The sequence below is a fragment of the uncultured Pontibacter sp. genome (genome assembly GCF_947492645.1).
In the GTDB taxonomy this organism is placed as follows: Bacteria; Bacteroidota; Bacteroidia; order Cytophagales; family Hymenobacteraceae; genus Pontibacter.
The window spans coordinates 36,757-52,847 of sequence record NZ_CANLMZ010000017.1 but is presented as its reverse complement, the minus strand read 5'-3'; the positions used below and the strand labels follow the sequence as shown (position 1 = coordinate 52,847).

At 45.6% G+C, this 16,091-nt stretch carries 13 protein-coding genes; 4 read left to right on the top strand and 9 right to left on the bottom strand.

What is annotated here, in order from left to right:
• Positions 1-42 precede the first annotated feature (42 nt).
• The 4 genes from Q1A23_RS19345 to Q1A23_RS19330 all read right to left on the bottom strand — a co-directional run bounded on the left by Q1A23_RS19345 (position 43) and on the right by Q1A23_RS19330 (position 4,413).
• Entirely contained in the window at positions 43-1,113 is a 1,071-nt protein-coding gene (locus Q1A23_RS19345; RefSeq protein ID WP_299826512.1) for an acyl-CoA desaturase, read from the bottom strand.
• Between the two features lie 230 nt (positions 1,114-1,343).
• Positions 1,344-2,093 carry a metallophosphoesterase gene (locus tag Q1A23_RS19340; protein WP_299826510.1) on the bottom strand — a complete coding sequence of 250 codons (750 nt, stop codon included), beginning with the start codon at positions 2,091-2,093 and terminating at the stop codon, positions 1,344-1,346.
• A 2-nt stretch (positions 2,094-2,095) separates the two neighbouring features.
• Positions 2,096-2,851, bottom strand: coding sequence for a nucleotidyltransferase (locus tag Q1A23_RS19335; protein WP_299826508.1), 756 nt, complete (start codon positions 2,849-2,851; stop codon positions 2,096-2,098).
• A gap of 230 nt (positions 2,852-3,081) precedes the next feature.
• Positions 3,082-4,413 carry a glycoside hydrolase family 2 TIM barrel-domain containing protein gene (locus Q1A23_RS19330; RefSeq protein WP_299826506.1) on the bottom strand — a complete coding sequence of 444 codons (1,332 nt, stop codon included), beginning with the start codon at positions 4,411-4,413 and terminating at the stop codon, positions 3,082-3,084.
• A 186-nt stretch (positions 4,414-4,599) separates the two neighbouring features.
• Between Q1A23_RS19330 and Q1A23_RS19325 the strand changes: the two genes are divergently transcribed.
• Positions 4,600-6,399: a glycosyltransferase gene (locus Q1A23_RS19325; protein WP_299826504.1), complete on the top strand. Its 1,800-nt coding sequence runs from the start codon at positions 4,600-4,602 to the stop codon at positions 6,397-6,399.
• 91 nt (positions 6,400-6,490) lie between these two features.
• Positions 6,491-7,474 (top strand): hypothetical protein, encoded by a 984-nt coding sequence (locus tag Q1A23_RS19320; protein WP_299826502.1) that lies wholly within the window; start codon positions 6,491-6,493, stop codon positions 7,472-7,474.
• 63 nt (positions 7,475-7,537) lie between these two features.
• Here Q1A23_RS19320 and Q1A23_RS19315 read toward each other — a convergent pair whose 3' ends face one another.
• Both Q1A23_RS19315 and Q1A23_RS19310 read right to left on the bottom strand, forming a co-directional pair.
• Positions 7,538-8,467: a glycoside hydrolase family 25 protein gene (locus tag Q1A23_RS19315; RefSeq protein WP_299826500.1), complete on the bottom strand. Its 930-nt coding sequence runs from the start codon at positions 8,465-8,467 to the stop codon at positions 7,538-7,540.
• A 2-nt stretch (positions 8,468-8,469) separates the two neighbouring features.
• Positions 8,470-9,579, bottom strand: coding sequence for an alanine racemase (locus tag Q1A23_RS19310; RefSeq protein ID WP_299826498.1), 1,110 nt, complete (start codon positions 9,577-9,579; stop codon positions 8,470-8,472).
• A gap of 139 nt (positions 9,580-9,718) precedes the next feature.
• Here Q1A23_RS19310 and Q1A23_RS19305 point away from each other — a divergent pair, with 139 nt between their 5' ends.
• Together Q1A23_RS19305 and Q1A23_RS19300 are read left to right on the top strand one after the other, a co-directional pair.
• Positions 9,719-10,246 carry a CopD family protein gene (locus tag Q1A23_RS19305; RefSeq protein ID WP_299826496.1) on the top strand — a complete coding sequence of 176 codons (528 nt, stop codon included), beginning with the start codon at positions 9,719-9,721 and terminating at the stop codon, positions 10,244-10,246.
• An 89-nt stretch (positions 10,247-10,335) separates the two neighbouring features.
• Positions 10,336-10,974 (top strand): hypothetical protein, encoded by a 639-nt coding sequence (locus Q1A23_RS19300; RefSeq protein WP_299826494.1) that lies wholly within the window; start codon positions 10,336-10,338, stop codon positions 10,972-10,974.
• 139 nt (positions 10,975-11,113) lie between these two features.
• Here Q1A23_RS19300 and Q1A23_RS19295 read toward each other — a convergent pair whose 3' ends face one another.
• The 3 genes from Q1A23_RS19295 to Q1A23_RS19285 all read right to left on the bottom strand — a co-directional run bounded on the left by Q1A23_RS19295 (position 11,114) and on the right by Q1A23_RS19285 (position 16,004).
• Positions 11,114-12,025 (bottom strand): AEC family transporter, encoded by a 912-nt coding sequence (locus tag Q1A23_RS19295; protein WP_299826493.1) that lies wholly within the window; start codon positions 12,023-12,025, stop codon positions 11,114-11,116.
• A gap of 290 nt (positions 12,026-12,315) precedes the next feature.
• Positions 12,316-13,899 carry a T9SS type A sorting domain-containing protein gene (locus Q1A23_RS19290; protein WP_299826491.1) on the bottom strand — a complete coding sequence of 528 codons (1,584 nt, stop codon included), beginning with the start codon at positions 13,897-13,899 and terminating at the stop codon, positions 12,316-12,318.
• Between the two features lie 326 nt (positions 13,900-14,225).
• Positions 14,226-16,004 carry an aminopeptidase P family protein gene (locus Q1A23_RS19285; RefSeq protein ID WP_299826489.1) on the bottom strand — a complete coding sequence of 593 codons (1,779 nt, stop codon included), beginning with the start codon at positions 16,002-16,004 and terminating at the stop codon, positions 14,226-14,228.
• Positions 16,005-16,091 lie beyond the last annotated feature (87 nt).

Genomic DNA, 16,091 nt, shown 5'->3' with positions numbered 1-16,091 from the left:
CCTCTTCTGTTTTATCAGGCCGCCTAAAGTATAAACAATGCCCTAAGCTTTAGAAAGCTGCTTTAGATGCGATACGTGCGATACAACAGCCATGCGCATTTTAGGTATGTTGTGATAAGGAATATTAAAGTCGGCACAAGCCTGGGCCACAATTTTACTTAAAGCCGGGTAATGCACATGCGATATCTTAGGAAAAAGGTGATGCTCCACCTGGAAGTTTAAACCTCCTGAAAACCACGTTACCAGCTTATTATTTGTGGCAAAATTGGCCGTAGTTTTAAGCTGATGAATCGCCCACTCATCCTCCATTTTATTTGTAGTTACAGAGGCTACCGGGAAATGCGTTTCGCGGACGGTATGTGCTAACTGGAACACAATGCTCATTACAAAACCAACAACTAAACCATAAGCAAAGAAGCCCAGGAGCCAAGGCAGAAAGCCAACAGTATAAATTGGCAGCACCGCAAAGAAAATAAGGTGAACCGCTTTAAATATCCAGAAGCTAAGGTGGTCTGAAACCTTCATCTTTTTAAGTGGCATTGTACCTACTTTCTTTGTAAAGTACTTCTGGTAATCTGAGAAAAATGCCCAGTAAAAAAATAGCATGGAATAGGCCGCCCAAAAGTAGAAATGCTGGAAACGGTGTATTTTACGCAACTTCTGAGTTTCGCAAAGTCTAAGCAAAGGGCCAGCATCCAGGTCATCGTCTACCCCGTCAATATTGGTGTATGCATGATGAATCACATTATGCTTTGTGTTCCACATAAACTCGTTTGCGCCAAGCAGGTTCAGGAACAAGCCTGCCATTTCATTAAGCTTCTTAATCTTGCTAAAGCTGCCGTGAGAGCCATCATGCACTATGTTGAAGCCAATGCCAGCGGTTATCAGACCCAGCACCATACATTCAAAAATGGCAAACAAGCCGCTTTCGGGAGTAAAGAAAACCACATGGGTATAAATAGCTAGCAGGCCCACCGTTAAGATGATCGCCTTGATGTAAAGTTTATAATTACCTGTTGTTGAGATGCCTTCTTCCTGAAAATAGTCTTGTATCCGTCGCTTTAGCTCAGCATGGAAAGAGTTTTTTTGAATCTGAAATTTTGGCGCTGCCATATGTTAAATTTAATTGTAGACTTAATAGGGAATAGGATTCCAATTTAAAAGAGCATAAAGTTAGAATAAATTTGGGACAAAGTGCTTAAAGCAGCGATGGGTACAACGTTTAGCAAACTAACCTCTTGACTGCCAACATTACTTTCTGTACTTTAATTGCATTGCAACTTAAAAAGCAGCGAGTTAGTCTTACACAGGCTGCATCAATAATATAAAAGCAAACGTTGCATTTATACTTCAAACATAAAGTATGGCTGCTCGAATCCTTCTTTTAAAAGTATAGGCTTTGATACATTAAACACCTTTACGCCTTTAGATGTTTCGCCTTTTAACGTGCCAATGTGGGCGTGCCCATGAAAAGCCGCCACCACATCGCGCCTGTTAAGGGGTTCTGCCAACCTTGAAGAGCCCAAAAAAGGGAAAATCTGTTCCGGCTCTCCTACAACGGTGGATTTAATTGGAGCGTAATGGAGCAACACCACCTTTTTAAGGTTTTCGTTTTCGCTATCCAACCTGGCTAAGGCGCCATCTAACTTCAGGGCTTCATCTACAGCTTCCTGCACAAAGCTTTTAATCATGGGTTCGCCAAACATACCCAGCATTCCTTTGTCAAAACCGCCTCCGAAACCCTTTACACCCGCAAACCCGACCCCATCAATCACAATGCAATCACCATCGAGTACATGCACATTTTCATGTACTAGTGTTTTTCGTATGTCTTCGTGGTTGTCGCGTTCGTAGTCGTGGTTGCCTAAAACTGCTATTACGGGTATGGCGCATGCTTTCAGCTCATGTGCCAGCACCTCCGCTTCAATCACCCTACCGGTATCGGTTAAATCGCCACACAATAGCAGCACATCAGCCTTCTCCGATACCTCCCTGAAATACTCCTCCCACTTTCCTGTATCGTTCTCCCGAACATGTATATCGCCTACTGCTGCAATTTTAAGTTTTTTTTCTTTTGCTTTTTTTGTTGCCATGTTTAAATTGATCTGATGGTTACAACCTTATAGTCCCAATCGGTGATATCGGTTGCGTATTGCGTCTGGTCAATCAAAGGGCCTCTGCAAATTCTCTCTACGGGCAGCGGCATGTCATACTGCTCCTGCGCTCTAATCAACAATTCATCAAACAGCCACTTGGGTATCAGGTCTCTCTCTGAGGGGTATACAAACTGAAACGACATAAACTGGGCAAGCAGCAACTGCCAATGCGTTTCCATGTGCGACCAAAGCCATTTCCAGTCTAGTTTGGTGCCGTAGCGCAGTATAAGGTGGTTGATGTCTGCTCCATCATAACGCTCCCTGTTCTGAACATACAACTTAGACCATATAAGTGCTTCAGCAGGTATAACACTTACTTTAAAATCCAACAGCTCGCTTTTAACAGATCTTTCAAACCAGGCGTCATCCACGGCACAATGGTTTCCTGGGTTGTTAAAGATGATGTCCATGAAGTGTTCTCCGTTTTTGGCTTTTGCCAGCCACCGTGCATCGGTTAGTTCTGTTTCGTAGCCCTGCTCTTTAAACACCTTAAGTATTCGCGGGCAGTCCCCGGACCTGCAGAAAATATCAAGGTCTTTTGTATCCCGCATAATGTCTGTGTACAGACGTAGGGCAAATCCGCCGCCAACCAGAAAATCTATTTTGCAATCAGTAAGTATACTTAATGCTTCGCGGTAAAAATCGTGGGCTTTCTGTTGGTGTAACCCTCCTTGTAACTCTATTACCTTAGCCATGCTTTATATCTTGTTTAGTTTGGCAAGAGAGGAACACGCTAAAAATAAATATCTCTAATATTGTATTTTTACATGCTATCCTATACTCTTGAATAGATGCATTTACTTATGTTTATTAGGCTTGGTTGTGCTAAAAGGCTCCAAACATACATTAAGTTGATAATAAACAATTTTTAATCATTTCAATGCAAATCACCAAAATTGAACATAAACAAGTATACCCTTAGAAGTTAGTAGTTCATCACATAAAATGGAATATTGGCTGTGGCTATGTTTTTGTTTCCATCACGCGCATATAAGTATAGCCTGTAAGCCCCTTCTTTTTTAGGCGTTTTAAGGATCAGCTTATTATCTTTAAAATTAGACAACAGCCCTTGCACAGGCTGTGGTGTTTCTTCTTGGCCTGTATTGCCGTCTTCTGCTTTTACCTCGGGTAGCACTTCCCAATGCACTTGCACAGAATCCTGATCGGGGTCGAAGAGGTAAGCAGCCCCCAGGTACGTTTGCTCAGGGCGCAAGTAAACCTGGTCGAAGGCGAATTGGTTGTTCAGCTTGAGGTAAGCGATATAGGGTGCTTTGTTTGGGGCCTCTGTTCCACTCCACAGTTCCTGCATCACCTGCACCATTTCTGTTTCTTCGCCATCGTTGTTTATCATACTAAACCAGGTTGGGGTTGTTTCCTGTTTATTGCCCCACATAAACACATAAGAGCCCAGGCATTGGGTGGTATCTTTCAGGATAATATCTTTATAAAACTTTCGTGTGAATTCGGCTTTTTCTGAGCTAGTTTGCTCTATCGGTGCCATCCACCAGGTTAAATAAGATTCCCAGTAGCCCATTGCACCAAATTCAGAAACCACATAGGGGCCTTTCCAGTCGGTTTTAGCTAATTCATCATGCATAGAATAAAGGCCGCCAAACGAGTTGATGGACAGGATGTCCAACGCCGGGCAACGATCCACGATGATATTAACGATCTTAACTGGCACGTTCATCACGGTGGTGGTGGTAGGATGATCCGGATCGACTTCGTGTATCATTTCGGCTACCTGGTTCACGGCATCCCATACTTTAACGTTTGATCCCTCGGCATATAACTCGTTTCCGACTCCCCACATAAGCAAAGCCGGGTGATCTTTATACTTTAACACTACCTGCTTTAGCTCTTCCAGTTGCTGCTGCACCAAATCCTTGTCATAGTAGTTAAAGCCTTCCCTCTCTCGGGCCATCCACAAACCAAGCGTTACTGTCAGCCCATTTTTATGGGCTTCGTCTAAAATGCGCTGTGCATCATCTGTATGCCAAACCCTGACAGAGTTTCCTCCATAATCTGCAAGGCGGTCGTAAAAATCGTATCCGGCAGCGCCTTTTATATAGTATGGCTCCCCGTTCCGGTATAATACGTAGCGCCCATCAGACTCTTTTACAACTTCTACTTTACGATTTTTAGCAACATACTTCTCCTGGTCCGCAGGTTTTGAAGAGCAGCCTATCCAAAATAAGAACCAGGAAACTAACACAGAAATGACAAACAGCAGTAAGGGGCGCTGATAGTTAGACATAAATATTAATAAATATAATTATATTATGAATATATTATTTATTGTGGTTAAAATTTCAACTTTTAATATTAGGCCAAGTATATCTACGGGGCCAGAAGGCAGATGTTCATAGTTTTAGAACAAACGCTTCAGGTAACAGGCCAGCTCAAATATGAATTGGAACACTATTACACCCTCTTTTTATAAATGGTATTTTTCAGCCAAAAGCATCAGGTAGTACAATCCGGCACAGCAGATTTAGATCATGCACCTAAAGCAAAAGATGTCAGAGCCATGCGGTTCATGATTATGCTTGGGCTACTCACGCTAGGACTCTTCCTCTACTGGTTCCTGGATAAAGACCATGTAGGTTACGGGCCGCTGTTCTGGCTCCTGACTACAGCGTTGGGCTTTAAATTACTGCGCACGCTGCATGAGTGGTATCACTACTACGATGTAAGCGTGCCTGTTAAACCTATTCTAAAAACGAAGTATACAGTAGATATATTAACAACAGCCTGCCCCGGCGAACCGCATAGTATGATTTTGGGCACGTTGGAGGCCATCCAGAACATAAGATACCCCCATACAACATACTTATGCGACGAAAGAGATGACCCGGCATTAAAAGCTGCCTGTGAGCGCATGGGCGTGATACACGTAACCCGAACTGTAAAAGTAGATGCCAAAGCGGGTAATATCAATAATGCACTTCGACAGGCTACAGGTGATATCTGCCTTATACTTGACCCGGACCATGTGCCGCAACCAGAGTTTCTGGACGAAGTGCTGCCATACTTTGAGGACCCAGATGTAGGCTTTGTGCAGGTGGTGCAGGCATACAGTAACCAAAAAGAAAGCTTGGTTGCCTACGGTGCCGCAGAGCAGACTTATAGCTTTTATGGCCCAATGATGATGGGCATGAACAGTTACGGAACCGTACAGGCCATCGGCGCTAACTGTACGTTCCGCAGAAAAGCGCTTGATAGCATTGGGGGCCATGCAGCCGGATTATCAGAGGACATGCATACTGCCATGCAGCTGCACGCAAAAGGCTGGAAATCAGTTTACGTACCCAAGATATTAACAAGAGGCTTAGTACCCGGAACATTAGCCGCTTATTTTAAGCAGCAGATAAAGTGGGCCCGCGGCACCTTCGAATTACTTTTCACAGTATATCCCAAGCTATTCACAAAGTTTACCTGGCGCCAGAAAATTCATTATTTCACGTTGCCGCTTTACTACCTGTTTGGCGTGTTCAACCTCTTCGACTTCCTGATTCCTGCACTTGCCCTTATACTTGCTGAGTTTCCGTGGTATGTGTCGTTAGGCGAATTTGTGGTGATGTTTATGCCGTTCTTCTGTATTTCCATATGCATCAGGCAGTTTGCGCAGCGCTGGTACCACGAAAAAAACGAGAAGGGCTTTCATATGTTTGGTGGTATACTGCGCACAGGCACCTGGTGGATTTTTGGCCTTGGTTTGGTCTATGCCATACTTCGGGTTAAGGTACCCTACATACCCACACCAAAAGACGATAAACCTAAAAACAACTTCTGGCTAAGCCTGCCTAACATCATGATCTGTGCGCTAAGCCTGGGGGCTATCATGTATAGCCAGTACAAGTATGGCCATGTGTACAATAACCCTTATGTGCAGATGATGGCCTTGTTTGCCTTGACAAATGTAGCCATTGTGAGCTCTATTGTGGTTATTGGCCAGGAACGCTTTATGGAATGGGTGCGCCATTACCTACTGCATGCCTCCATACTACAGCCGGTGCTAATGCCTCTGCGCTTGCTTATACACCGCACCCGCCACGGCTTTTATGACACGATCCGTTATGCAGCTTATGTTGTGGTTATTGCCGCTGCTATCGTTTCTTTGAGTTATACTTTGAAGAAGAGTGAATTTAACTCCTATTTAGAAGGAATCACATTTAAAGGCAGTTTAAACCCCGGGGACGATGACGGCTCTTACACTACGCATAAGCTCCGAAACAAATAACAGCTGCCGCAAAATAACTTAACCCCTCCCCTTAGCTTTCGTTTAGATAAAGTGTAATACCAGTATCACATAACCATTTAAACCGAAAACTATGAACACAAACCAATCGAACCCATATGGCCATACACGCCGCTCAGACCGTTACAGGCATCCGGAGCAAGACAGCAATTACCGCTTTGATGACTATGGCTCTGCAGCCAGGGGCGGTTACGGTAACGAAAGCTATGGCGGTACCTGGGGGAACCAAGGCAACGAAATGGCCGGATCCAGAAATGTAAGCGGCCGCGGCGATACCTACAGCACCTCCCGCAACTACGGCAACATGGGTAGCTATGGCGGTGCACAGGGCTTTGGCAGCAGCAGAGGTGGTTATCCATCGCAGCGCTCCAGCGGCTCAGGCGCAGCGTCCGGTTCTCAATTCGAAAGCGGTATGGGCAGTCGCCAGGGCCAATCCGGGCCATCAAGGCAACGCTCGTATGGCTACAGCAGCGACTACGACAGCCACGGCACCGGCTACCGCCACGATGATAACCCCGACTCGCTTTACGGTTCTGATGTTTCCAGAAGATTTCAGGGCGGGAACCAAGATAGCTATGATTTTGGACCAAACCAGATGCAGAGCCGCAGCGGCATGAACAACAGCAGCAATTATTGGGATCGCGATAACTTTGGCTCGTCTTCTTCGGGTAACTACGGCGGCTCCGAAGGCAACTATATGGGCAGCGGCTACAACCGCAGCGCAAGAGGCTCAGGCATGGGCGATTATGGCTCTATGGGATCCTACAACAGCGACAACTATGGCAGGGGCAGTTCATCCGGTAGCAATTATGGCTCCAGCTCAGGCAGAGGCGGCTACGGACAGAGCGGCTACAGCTCGGGCAGCTATGGAGGGCAACAACAGCATGACCCATATGCCCGCGATACAGAAAACGCACGCATCCACCACAAGGACAGCGACTACGATTACGACCCTAACCACAGCTTTGACAGCAGCAAAAGACAGGACTTTACAAATAGCCGCAACCGTGGCAGAACCTGGCACAGCGATTATGATAGTGGGTACGACAGATATTAATTAAAGCAATCTTAAAAACCAAAGGCGCAGCTATCAACTGCGCCTTTGGTTTTATAAAAATCTTTACTTTTTAGCAACGGGTGGCTGTATACAAAGCGTTTTGAGCTCGCGAAGGCTGCCGTAAAAAATATTACAGTCTACGTGGCCTTTTATTCCTTCTATAACTCCCTTATCAGTATGCTGCCAGAAAGAGAGAAGCGTTCTGTCGGTTTTCTGAAGGGTTAGCTCACGAACATTGTAGTGGGCAATCCAGAGTGGATACTCATCGAAATAGCCTTCCAGGTAATCTTTGTAAAAACTGTGCCCTGTGTAAATAATCGGTTTTACGCCATACTTTCTTTCTACAAGCACCAGCCACTCTTTTAAGTCGCCCCGGAAATGGTTGAGCGGCATGCGACCCCTCACCTCCACATCCAGCACAGGAGGCAAATCGCCGGGAGCCAGCGTAACGGTGTTTATAAAGTTTTTGGCCTGTACGTCAGGTTTCAGGTGTGGCAGGTAAAAGTGGTACGCACCTCTTAAAATACCTGCCTCAGCTGTTTTTTCCCAGTTGCGCTCAAAAAAACTGTCTTGCAGTTTAACGCCCTCTGTAGCTTTGATAAAGGCAAAAGAAACATCGTTCTCTTTTACCTTCTCCCAATTAATTTTACGCTGGTACCGTGAAACATCCACTCCGAGCACACTATTGCCCATTGGGCTGTGTCCTTCGGGCCATATAGGTTGCTCCTCTTCCCGCAGGAACTCTACGTACAACACACCCATGGCAATGGCTACCAGAAAAGCAACCCCTATCCAAAAAGGCCTGGCGGATTTTGTCTTCTTCTTTTTACCCCGAGGTTTACTTGGTTTGCCTGTTTTTTTGGGGTAAGGCGTACGTTTAGCGGGTTCTTTATACTTTACACCGGGCTTTTTGATATTTTTTATACTTGCCAGCGCCACTCTGTCACTTTTTGAGGCCTGCTCCTCCGGCCACATATCCACCTGCTTTCCCATACTTAAACATGCAACGCCTTACCAGACAAGTGCTCTAACACATCACCTTCTGTTGTCAGGTAGCCCTTCATCAAATCAGCTGTAAGGCAGGAATGTACTGGTAAAACACCCATCACATCGCCTATTTTATACTTCTCAAATAGCTCTTCAGATGCCCGCACAATGCCATGCTCTTGCGACAGCGACACCACTTCTATCCCATCCATTGGCCCAGACCACCCATTTTCTGTTAATGTTACCACACGGCCATAGCATGGGGTGCCATCCTCCTGCAGTAGAACGTCTTTTGAAAAATGCACGCTGCCGCCGTAAAGTATAATCTCGTTACGCTCAGGGTGTTTTGCCACGACAGGGCACGCCATGCAAACCGCAATATCGCTGTAGGTACAGGAGCCGATGTGCTGTTGCGTGAGGTCGTAAAATACAAAGTTGCCGGGCCTTATTTCGTCCACACCACTTAAATCTTCTAAAACGCTGCACGAGGGAGTATCCCCATACGATAGCTTCAGTTCCGGAAACGCATCTATGTAACGGTCGCGGAGGAGGTGCAGCAGGAAAAGGGATGTATTATGGATAGATTGGATTGCGTCCTTTTCTGTTTCCTTGTAGGTGTGTCCGTCGTGGGTCAGAAAGCCCTCAAACCAAATATTCTCGCATTGTTGTATAACATCCAGAATTGCGTCCAGGTCAGTGTGGGCATGCGGTAAAATACCAGTACGGCCATAGCCGGTATCCACTTTCAGCCAGATGCGCACCGGCTGCGTCAGTTCTGCAGCAAGGGCCTCCACGGTTTCGATGTTTACGGCCACCAGGTGCAGGTTTATTTCGGAGGCAAGGGCATTTATACTTTCCATTTCCAGTATGTTAGCCGGGAAAGCGATCAGTATATTGTTCCAGCCGTTGTTTGCAAAATAACGGGCCATTTTAACTGATGATACCGTAATGGAGTCTATGCCAACTGCACGAAACCACTCACCAACCTGTGCCGATTGATGCGTTTTAAAATGAGGACGCAGGCGAACGCCGCTGTTGCTGGCTTTCTCTACCATCCTTTGGATGTTTTTCAGGGCTTTCTGCTTGTCCAGTAATAGCGTGGGAGTGGTTACTTTCATGGTGTGATTAACGTTATGTTTTCGCCGTATGCTGTGAAGGTACTAATCTTTGGCAAATTTCCCGAGCTTAAGTATAGCTCTAGTTTTGCTGCCTCGTTTAAACATTTGCCTTACCTTTGCAGAAACACCATTTTAGGCTATGAGCTACTTTTACGTTAAAGCGCTGCACATCATTTTTGTGGTAACCTGGTTTGCGGGGCTTTTTTACATCGTGCGCCTGTTTATATACTTTGCAGAGGCTGCCGAGAAACCTGAGCCCGAACGCAGTATACTTCAAAAGCAGTTCTCTGTGATGCAGAAACGCCTTTGGTACGGTATTACCTGGCCATCGGCCATACTTACGCTCATTTTTGGCCTGTCTATGCTGTACCTGTATGGCGCTGTTCCTGGATGGCTCGTCTGGAAGCTTTCGTTTGTACTTGGCTTGTATGTATACCACTTGCTTTGCCACGGCATTTTTAAGCAGCAGCAACAGGGCGTTCTAAAGTATACTTCCACACAACTGCGCATCTGGAACGAGGTGGCAACCCTTTTCCTTATCAGCATCGTGTTTTTAGTAGTGCTCAAAAATGCCTTAAGTATGGTTTGGGGCATTGTGGGGCTTATACTTTTCTCTGTTATCCTGATGCTGGCCATACGCGTTTACAAGCGGGTTCGGGAAAAATAATATATTGCCCCTGGCATGTAGTCTAAATTGACACCTCCTGTCTACTTCCATCAGATTTTTTTATCTTTGCTTATCAACGCACATAAATTATGAACAACCTACCCCTGAAGCCAAACGAAAGAGAACTAATAAAGCTGATACGTTTTTTTAGCAAGCGCGCTACTTTATTAATGGAGACAGGAGAGCTGAGCCAGGAGCACGAGCAACTTACCAATGCCTGCCAAAACCTGGAGGGGCAATTAATAAAACATGCCGAGAACCGCGCTATTATACTAGACAAGCGTGAGCGTTTGGAGAAGGTAATAGAGGACAATGCCTATTGCCCTAAGTGCCAGAAAGCTGATATGCTTAAGAAAAATGGCGTGACTACAAACGAACATGGTTGGAAGTGCAACACTTACCGCTGCCGCCGCTGCAACACTACTTTTACCTGGAACAAGCCAAACAACCCGTGGCACATGGTTCAGTTCCTTGAAAAGTATATTCAGGAGTTGGAAGAAAGCCTGCTTACCCAGCCCAACGAAGAGGTAAGGCAACACACCGAGGCTGCCATACCGCAAATACAGGACAGCCTTTACAAACTGCGCCCCGTGCTGCAAACATCTGATGAAGAAGTAGAAGCGCTTTCGGCAAAAGAAAAAGAGATGGACCGCATGATCCACCAGTTTAAGAATTACCTGCTGATCGAAAAAATCAAACTGGATACTTACGAGGAACCGGAAGCGTAATAGTTGCTTTTTAAGCTCGAAAGCCGATATAGCAGCATATCAACTTTAAGTTATAATTTCTATTACTGCCACACCTCCTAACAACCTGATCCATCAGGTAGACCAGCGTTTTAAGTTGGAAATGAAGCAATAACAGGTATTATACCCCTTGCACAATCCAATACCAAAAGGCCAGCGTGATAAATGAGATCGGGATACCAAAGCCAATCATCATGTTGGCAAGTTTGGGCTTTAAACCATAGGATGCCGCTACAATGCAGGCTGTGATCATAGGGGCCATTGCAGCCTCTATAATTGAGATCTGTATAATTTCCCCGCTCAGTCCTAAAACCCCTACATACAAAGTATAAATAAGCAGCGGCGCAAGTATAAGCTGGTAAGCCAGACCGATAACCAGGAACTTCCAATGCTTGCTGCGGCGCTCTATGCGTAGTTGCAAACCCACCGAAATAAGTGCCAAAGGGGTTACCGTACTACCCAAACGCTGAAAAACATCTTTCAGATCGTCGTTAAAGTGCAGGTTGAGCAGGTTTAAAAGTATAGCCAGCACAAACGTAAAAAACGGCGGAAAGGTAATGATTTTTTTGGCGATGGCGCTTGCACTTGCAGTACCCTTAGAGAAAGCAGCTGCCACGGCAATACCTACTGTAGAAAGTATAAAAAACGAGCCAGGCTGATCAATCAATATAGCCGTTTTAAGCCCTTCAGAACCATAAAGTGCCTCTACCACCGGAAAACCAATAAACGACGTATTGCCCAGGCCAGCTGTAAGTATAAGGCAGCCCGTTAGCTTACGAGACCAACCAAAAGCCTTACCTAAACTCCAGAAAAGCAACGCAGAACCAGCAAAGCATATCCAGGCCACCCCTACTGGCAACAGCACTGTGTGGTCTAGCACAACTTCAGGTATAAAGTATAAAGCAAGCGCCGGAAGCGAGATGTAAATTATAAACTGGTTGAGTACCAGCGGCGTATTCATCGGGAAATTACGCACCTTCTGCAACAACACACCAAGCAAAAGGCAACCGAATAAAAGTATAAAACTGCTCATCGTAAACAGGCTGCTATCCTGCAACCCAAAGTATAAGCGGCAAAGGTAGAGCTATTATTATACATGATCGCCAATTGCTTTTCTCTAAGTATAAATTGAGAACCATTGCTAGCCTTGTACTGCTGTGCATGGCATATAAACTAAAACAGTAAGCAACTCAGAATTACTGCACTCTGAGTTGCTTAATGTTAACCACTATGGTCTCTCTTGATATCAGTACGCTTTGCACAAAGTAGGGAGGCTACAGCATGTCCACCTCACTTTATTTAACATATTAACAGCACTACAAACTACTGAATCACGACTCTTCTTACAACACGCGTATCTCCAGAAACTATACTTAAAAAGTAAATGCCCGCCGCTAATTTGCTTGTGTCTAACTGAATTTTATTCGCGGCACCGGCTTTTAACTGCTTTGTAAGGTCCAGCACATTTGCCGACTGCGCATTGGTAAGTATAAACTGCACACTTCTGCTTTTCAGGTTGCTTACGTTGATGTTTAAAACCTTAGAGGCTGGAACCGGATATACTTCAACGGCTCTGTCTAAGGCCTCGCGTTCTGCTGATGTAACTGCACCGGTATATGTTAGCTTATAAATAGCACTTGCAGCATCATCAGATATAAAAAGATTGCCCTGTGCGTCTATGGCAATATCGTTTGGCCGGCTGTATGCTTCTGTAGAATCAGAATTAAGGAAACCTCCGACTAAATCTATTTGGTCTCCGGGTAAGCCGTTTTGCCACGGAAAGTATATAATCTTATAGCCTGTTGCCTTAGAGCGGTTCCAGGAGCCGTGCAGAGCCACCAAAGCACCGTTGCGGTAAGCCTGTGGCATTTGTGTATTCTGTGTAAAAAGCAAGCCAAGCGGAGCCGAGTGTGCCTGTATACCTTTGCTGATGCGGTCCATGCCGCTGCAGTCTACTGCATTGTTAGGGTTAAGCTCTACATCATTGATAAAACCCATGTTATCCATCCCTTGTCTGCCGTCGGGGTTACAGAAAGGCCAGCCATAGTTGCCGCCATCTCGCACCAGCGTTATACCTTCTGGGGGGTTATTGTTTACGTAGCTTTGCACTACCTTACCGTAGTTGCCGGTATTGTCGTTAAAAGGATAGGCTACATTATCGCGTTGGTTTAGCGTTACCCACAAATTATTGGTACCTGGCACAAAGTCAAGGCCTTCCGCATTTCGGATTCCCTCTGCAAACAAACGGCCTCCTGTACCATCGGCATTGTACTGGTAAATTGCGCCGCGCTTAGGGTTACTTTGGGTGTCCTCTATGCAGGCATTGCAGGTAGAGGCAATAGAAACATATAATTTATGATTGCTATCGAGCGCAATATTTTTGAGTACATGGCCATAGCTGCCCTTCAATTCTGCTAAACTCTCATCGGGCAAGTTTGCTACTACTATTTCACGATTCTGGCCGCGTCTTTCGCCGTTGGTGTAAGTATAGCGGTTAATCTGGTTTTTCTCGGCAATGTACACATACTGCGTACTCCCGATCTTGTGGAACACAATATCGTGTGGGCGTTGCAAGCCATCTACATAATCAAAGTCCTCTATTCCTCCACCCGGTAATTGACGAATCACCTTAACCTTTCCGTCCCAGGGCATCGAAACAAATAAATCGCCGTTAGGTGCCACAGCCATAAACCTCGCACCGCTTACACGGGCATATACTTCCAGTTTAAAATCGGGTGGAATGGTGGCAAAACGATCAACACTAAAAACACCGCCGCGCATATTCTGCGGCACATCTATCTTAACTGTAACAGAGGCCGGGCGTGGCGTGCTTTGTGCATGTGCTGCCAAGGGTAAAAAGAGTGCAAAAGCAGCTGCATATAATTTGGGTAGAAATCTGAATGACATAGTATAACTTGTTGCTCTGAACTTCCTTTTAGTCAGTTTTAGGCTAAAGGTTGCAGATAAAGTATACTATTTGCTTCGCGTTTTTCTAATTGAGCTAAAGTATAAACACAGCATCCGGCAAGGAGGGCTAAGAGACTGTTTTTTTTGCGGGCATAAGTATAAATTATAGCTCGATGCCCTTATACTTCTGCTCCTCTTACGTTAGCCTTTACTGCTGCCTATACTTTTCCAGCTACATGCAACGCATCAATGCTTAACCCGCGACACAAAAAAGCGGCTATACTTTTGCAAGTATAGCCGCTATCTTTCTTATTTAAACCAGCAACCTATATCGGCCTGGCTTTCTCTTTCAGCCAGGTTAGCTCATCTTCCGTTAAATGAGGACCTAGTTTCTCCACAACCTGCTGGTGGTAGTCGTTCAGCCATTTTACCTGGTGTGCCTCCAATAGTTCTTTCTTAATCGGCGTGGTATCGATCAGGGCAAGTGTAAGATGCTCGAAAGCGTAAAACTCCGCAAAGTCATTTGTTTCGTCCTGCACCGTCAGTACAAGATTCTCGATACGGATGCCGTGTTTGCCTTCGCGGTAAATGCCAGGCTCTACCGATGAGATCATGCCTAGTTCCAAGGCTACAGGCGTTGGCGTAGGATTAAGCACATGCGGGCCCTCGTGCACGTTCAGGAAAAAGCCGACGCCGTGGCCGGTGCCGTGGCCGTAGTTGCGGGCGTAATCCCAGAGCGGTTTGCGGGTAATGGCATCAATTTGGTACCCTTTGGTGCCTTTCGGATAACGGGTTGTAGAGCCGTCAATCATTCCTTTCAGCACCAATGTATAATCTATACTTTCCTCTTCTGTCAGGTTGCCCAGCGACACAACGCGTGTAATATCTGTTGTACCAGAAGTATACTGCCCCCCCGAATCAAGCAGGAAAAGGCCATCTGGTTGGAGTTCTACATCACTTTCTGGTGTTGCTTTGTAATGTGGCAGGGCACCATGGGCTTTATATCCGGCAATAGTATCGAAACTCTCTCCCACAAATCCCTCCTGCTGGGCTCTGAACTCCAGCACTTTATCAGCTACCGAAAGTTCAGTTATTTTAGTTTTACCGATGTTCTCTTCCAGCCATTTAAAAAAGCGCGTTAAAGCTACGCCATCCTTTATCATTGTCTGGCGTGTGTGCGCTGCCTCTACTTCGTTCTTTTGCGCTTTAAAAAAAGTGGTTGGGTTTGTATCCTGCACCACCCTCACCGACTCAGGCAGCTGTTTGTAAAGGGCGTAGCAATTACGGCGTGGGTCTATAAAAATACTGGCACCCGTTGGCAGTTCCGTTAAAACCTGCTCTATATCTTCGTAAGGCTTAAGTTTAACCCCCGCCTGCTGCAATTTGTCTTTTTCAGCATCGCTCAGTTTGGCCTGGTCTATAAACAGCATGCAAACCTCCTGGCTGATAAGTGCAAAGCTTAGCACTACCGGGTTGCACTTTACGTCAGATCCGCGCATGTTAAACAACCAGGCCAGGTCGTCCAGCGACGAGATTAAATGATAATCTGCTCTTTGTTTTTTTAAGGAAGTTCTTAGCCTGCTTAGCTTGCTCTCCAGCGACTCCCCTACTACTTCCTCGCCCAGTAAAAAGGCTGGTTCTGCAGGCAGTTGTGGTCTGTTCTCCCAGATTGGGTCCAGGTAATCGCGGTTACTGTTTATTTTAATTCCTAATGGCATTAACTGAGCCTCCAGTAACTGAGCCAGGCTAACAGAGATTAGTTTAGCATCGTAGGCTACAGTTTCGCCGTTTTGCAGGCGCTCAGCCAGCCAGTCTATATATTCCGGTGCATTTTGAACTATCAGTTTGGCCAATTCGAAGCCTGTGCCTGCCAGTTGCTCGTTAGCCTGCACAAAATAACGTGCATCTGTCCATAGATGGGCTGTATCCTGGGTAATTACCAAGGTGCCCGCCGAGCCCGAAAAGCCCGATGCAAAAGAAATACATTTATACCTGTCTGGTAAATACTCACTTATATGCGGGTCAGCTGAAGGGATAATGTAGGCGCTTACACCTTCTTCTTTCATCTGACTGCGGATAGCTGCTAGTTTTTCTTTATAGGTCATGTATAATTCATTTTTCGGTTTGAGGCAAATTAAAGAAAGAAGATGAAAGATGCTTAAATTATGGCCTATTTCCTTTTTTATTCTCTA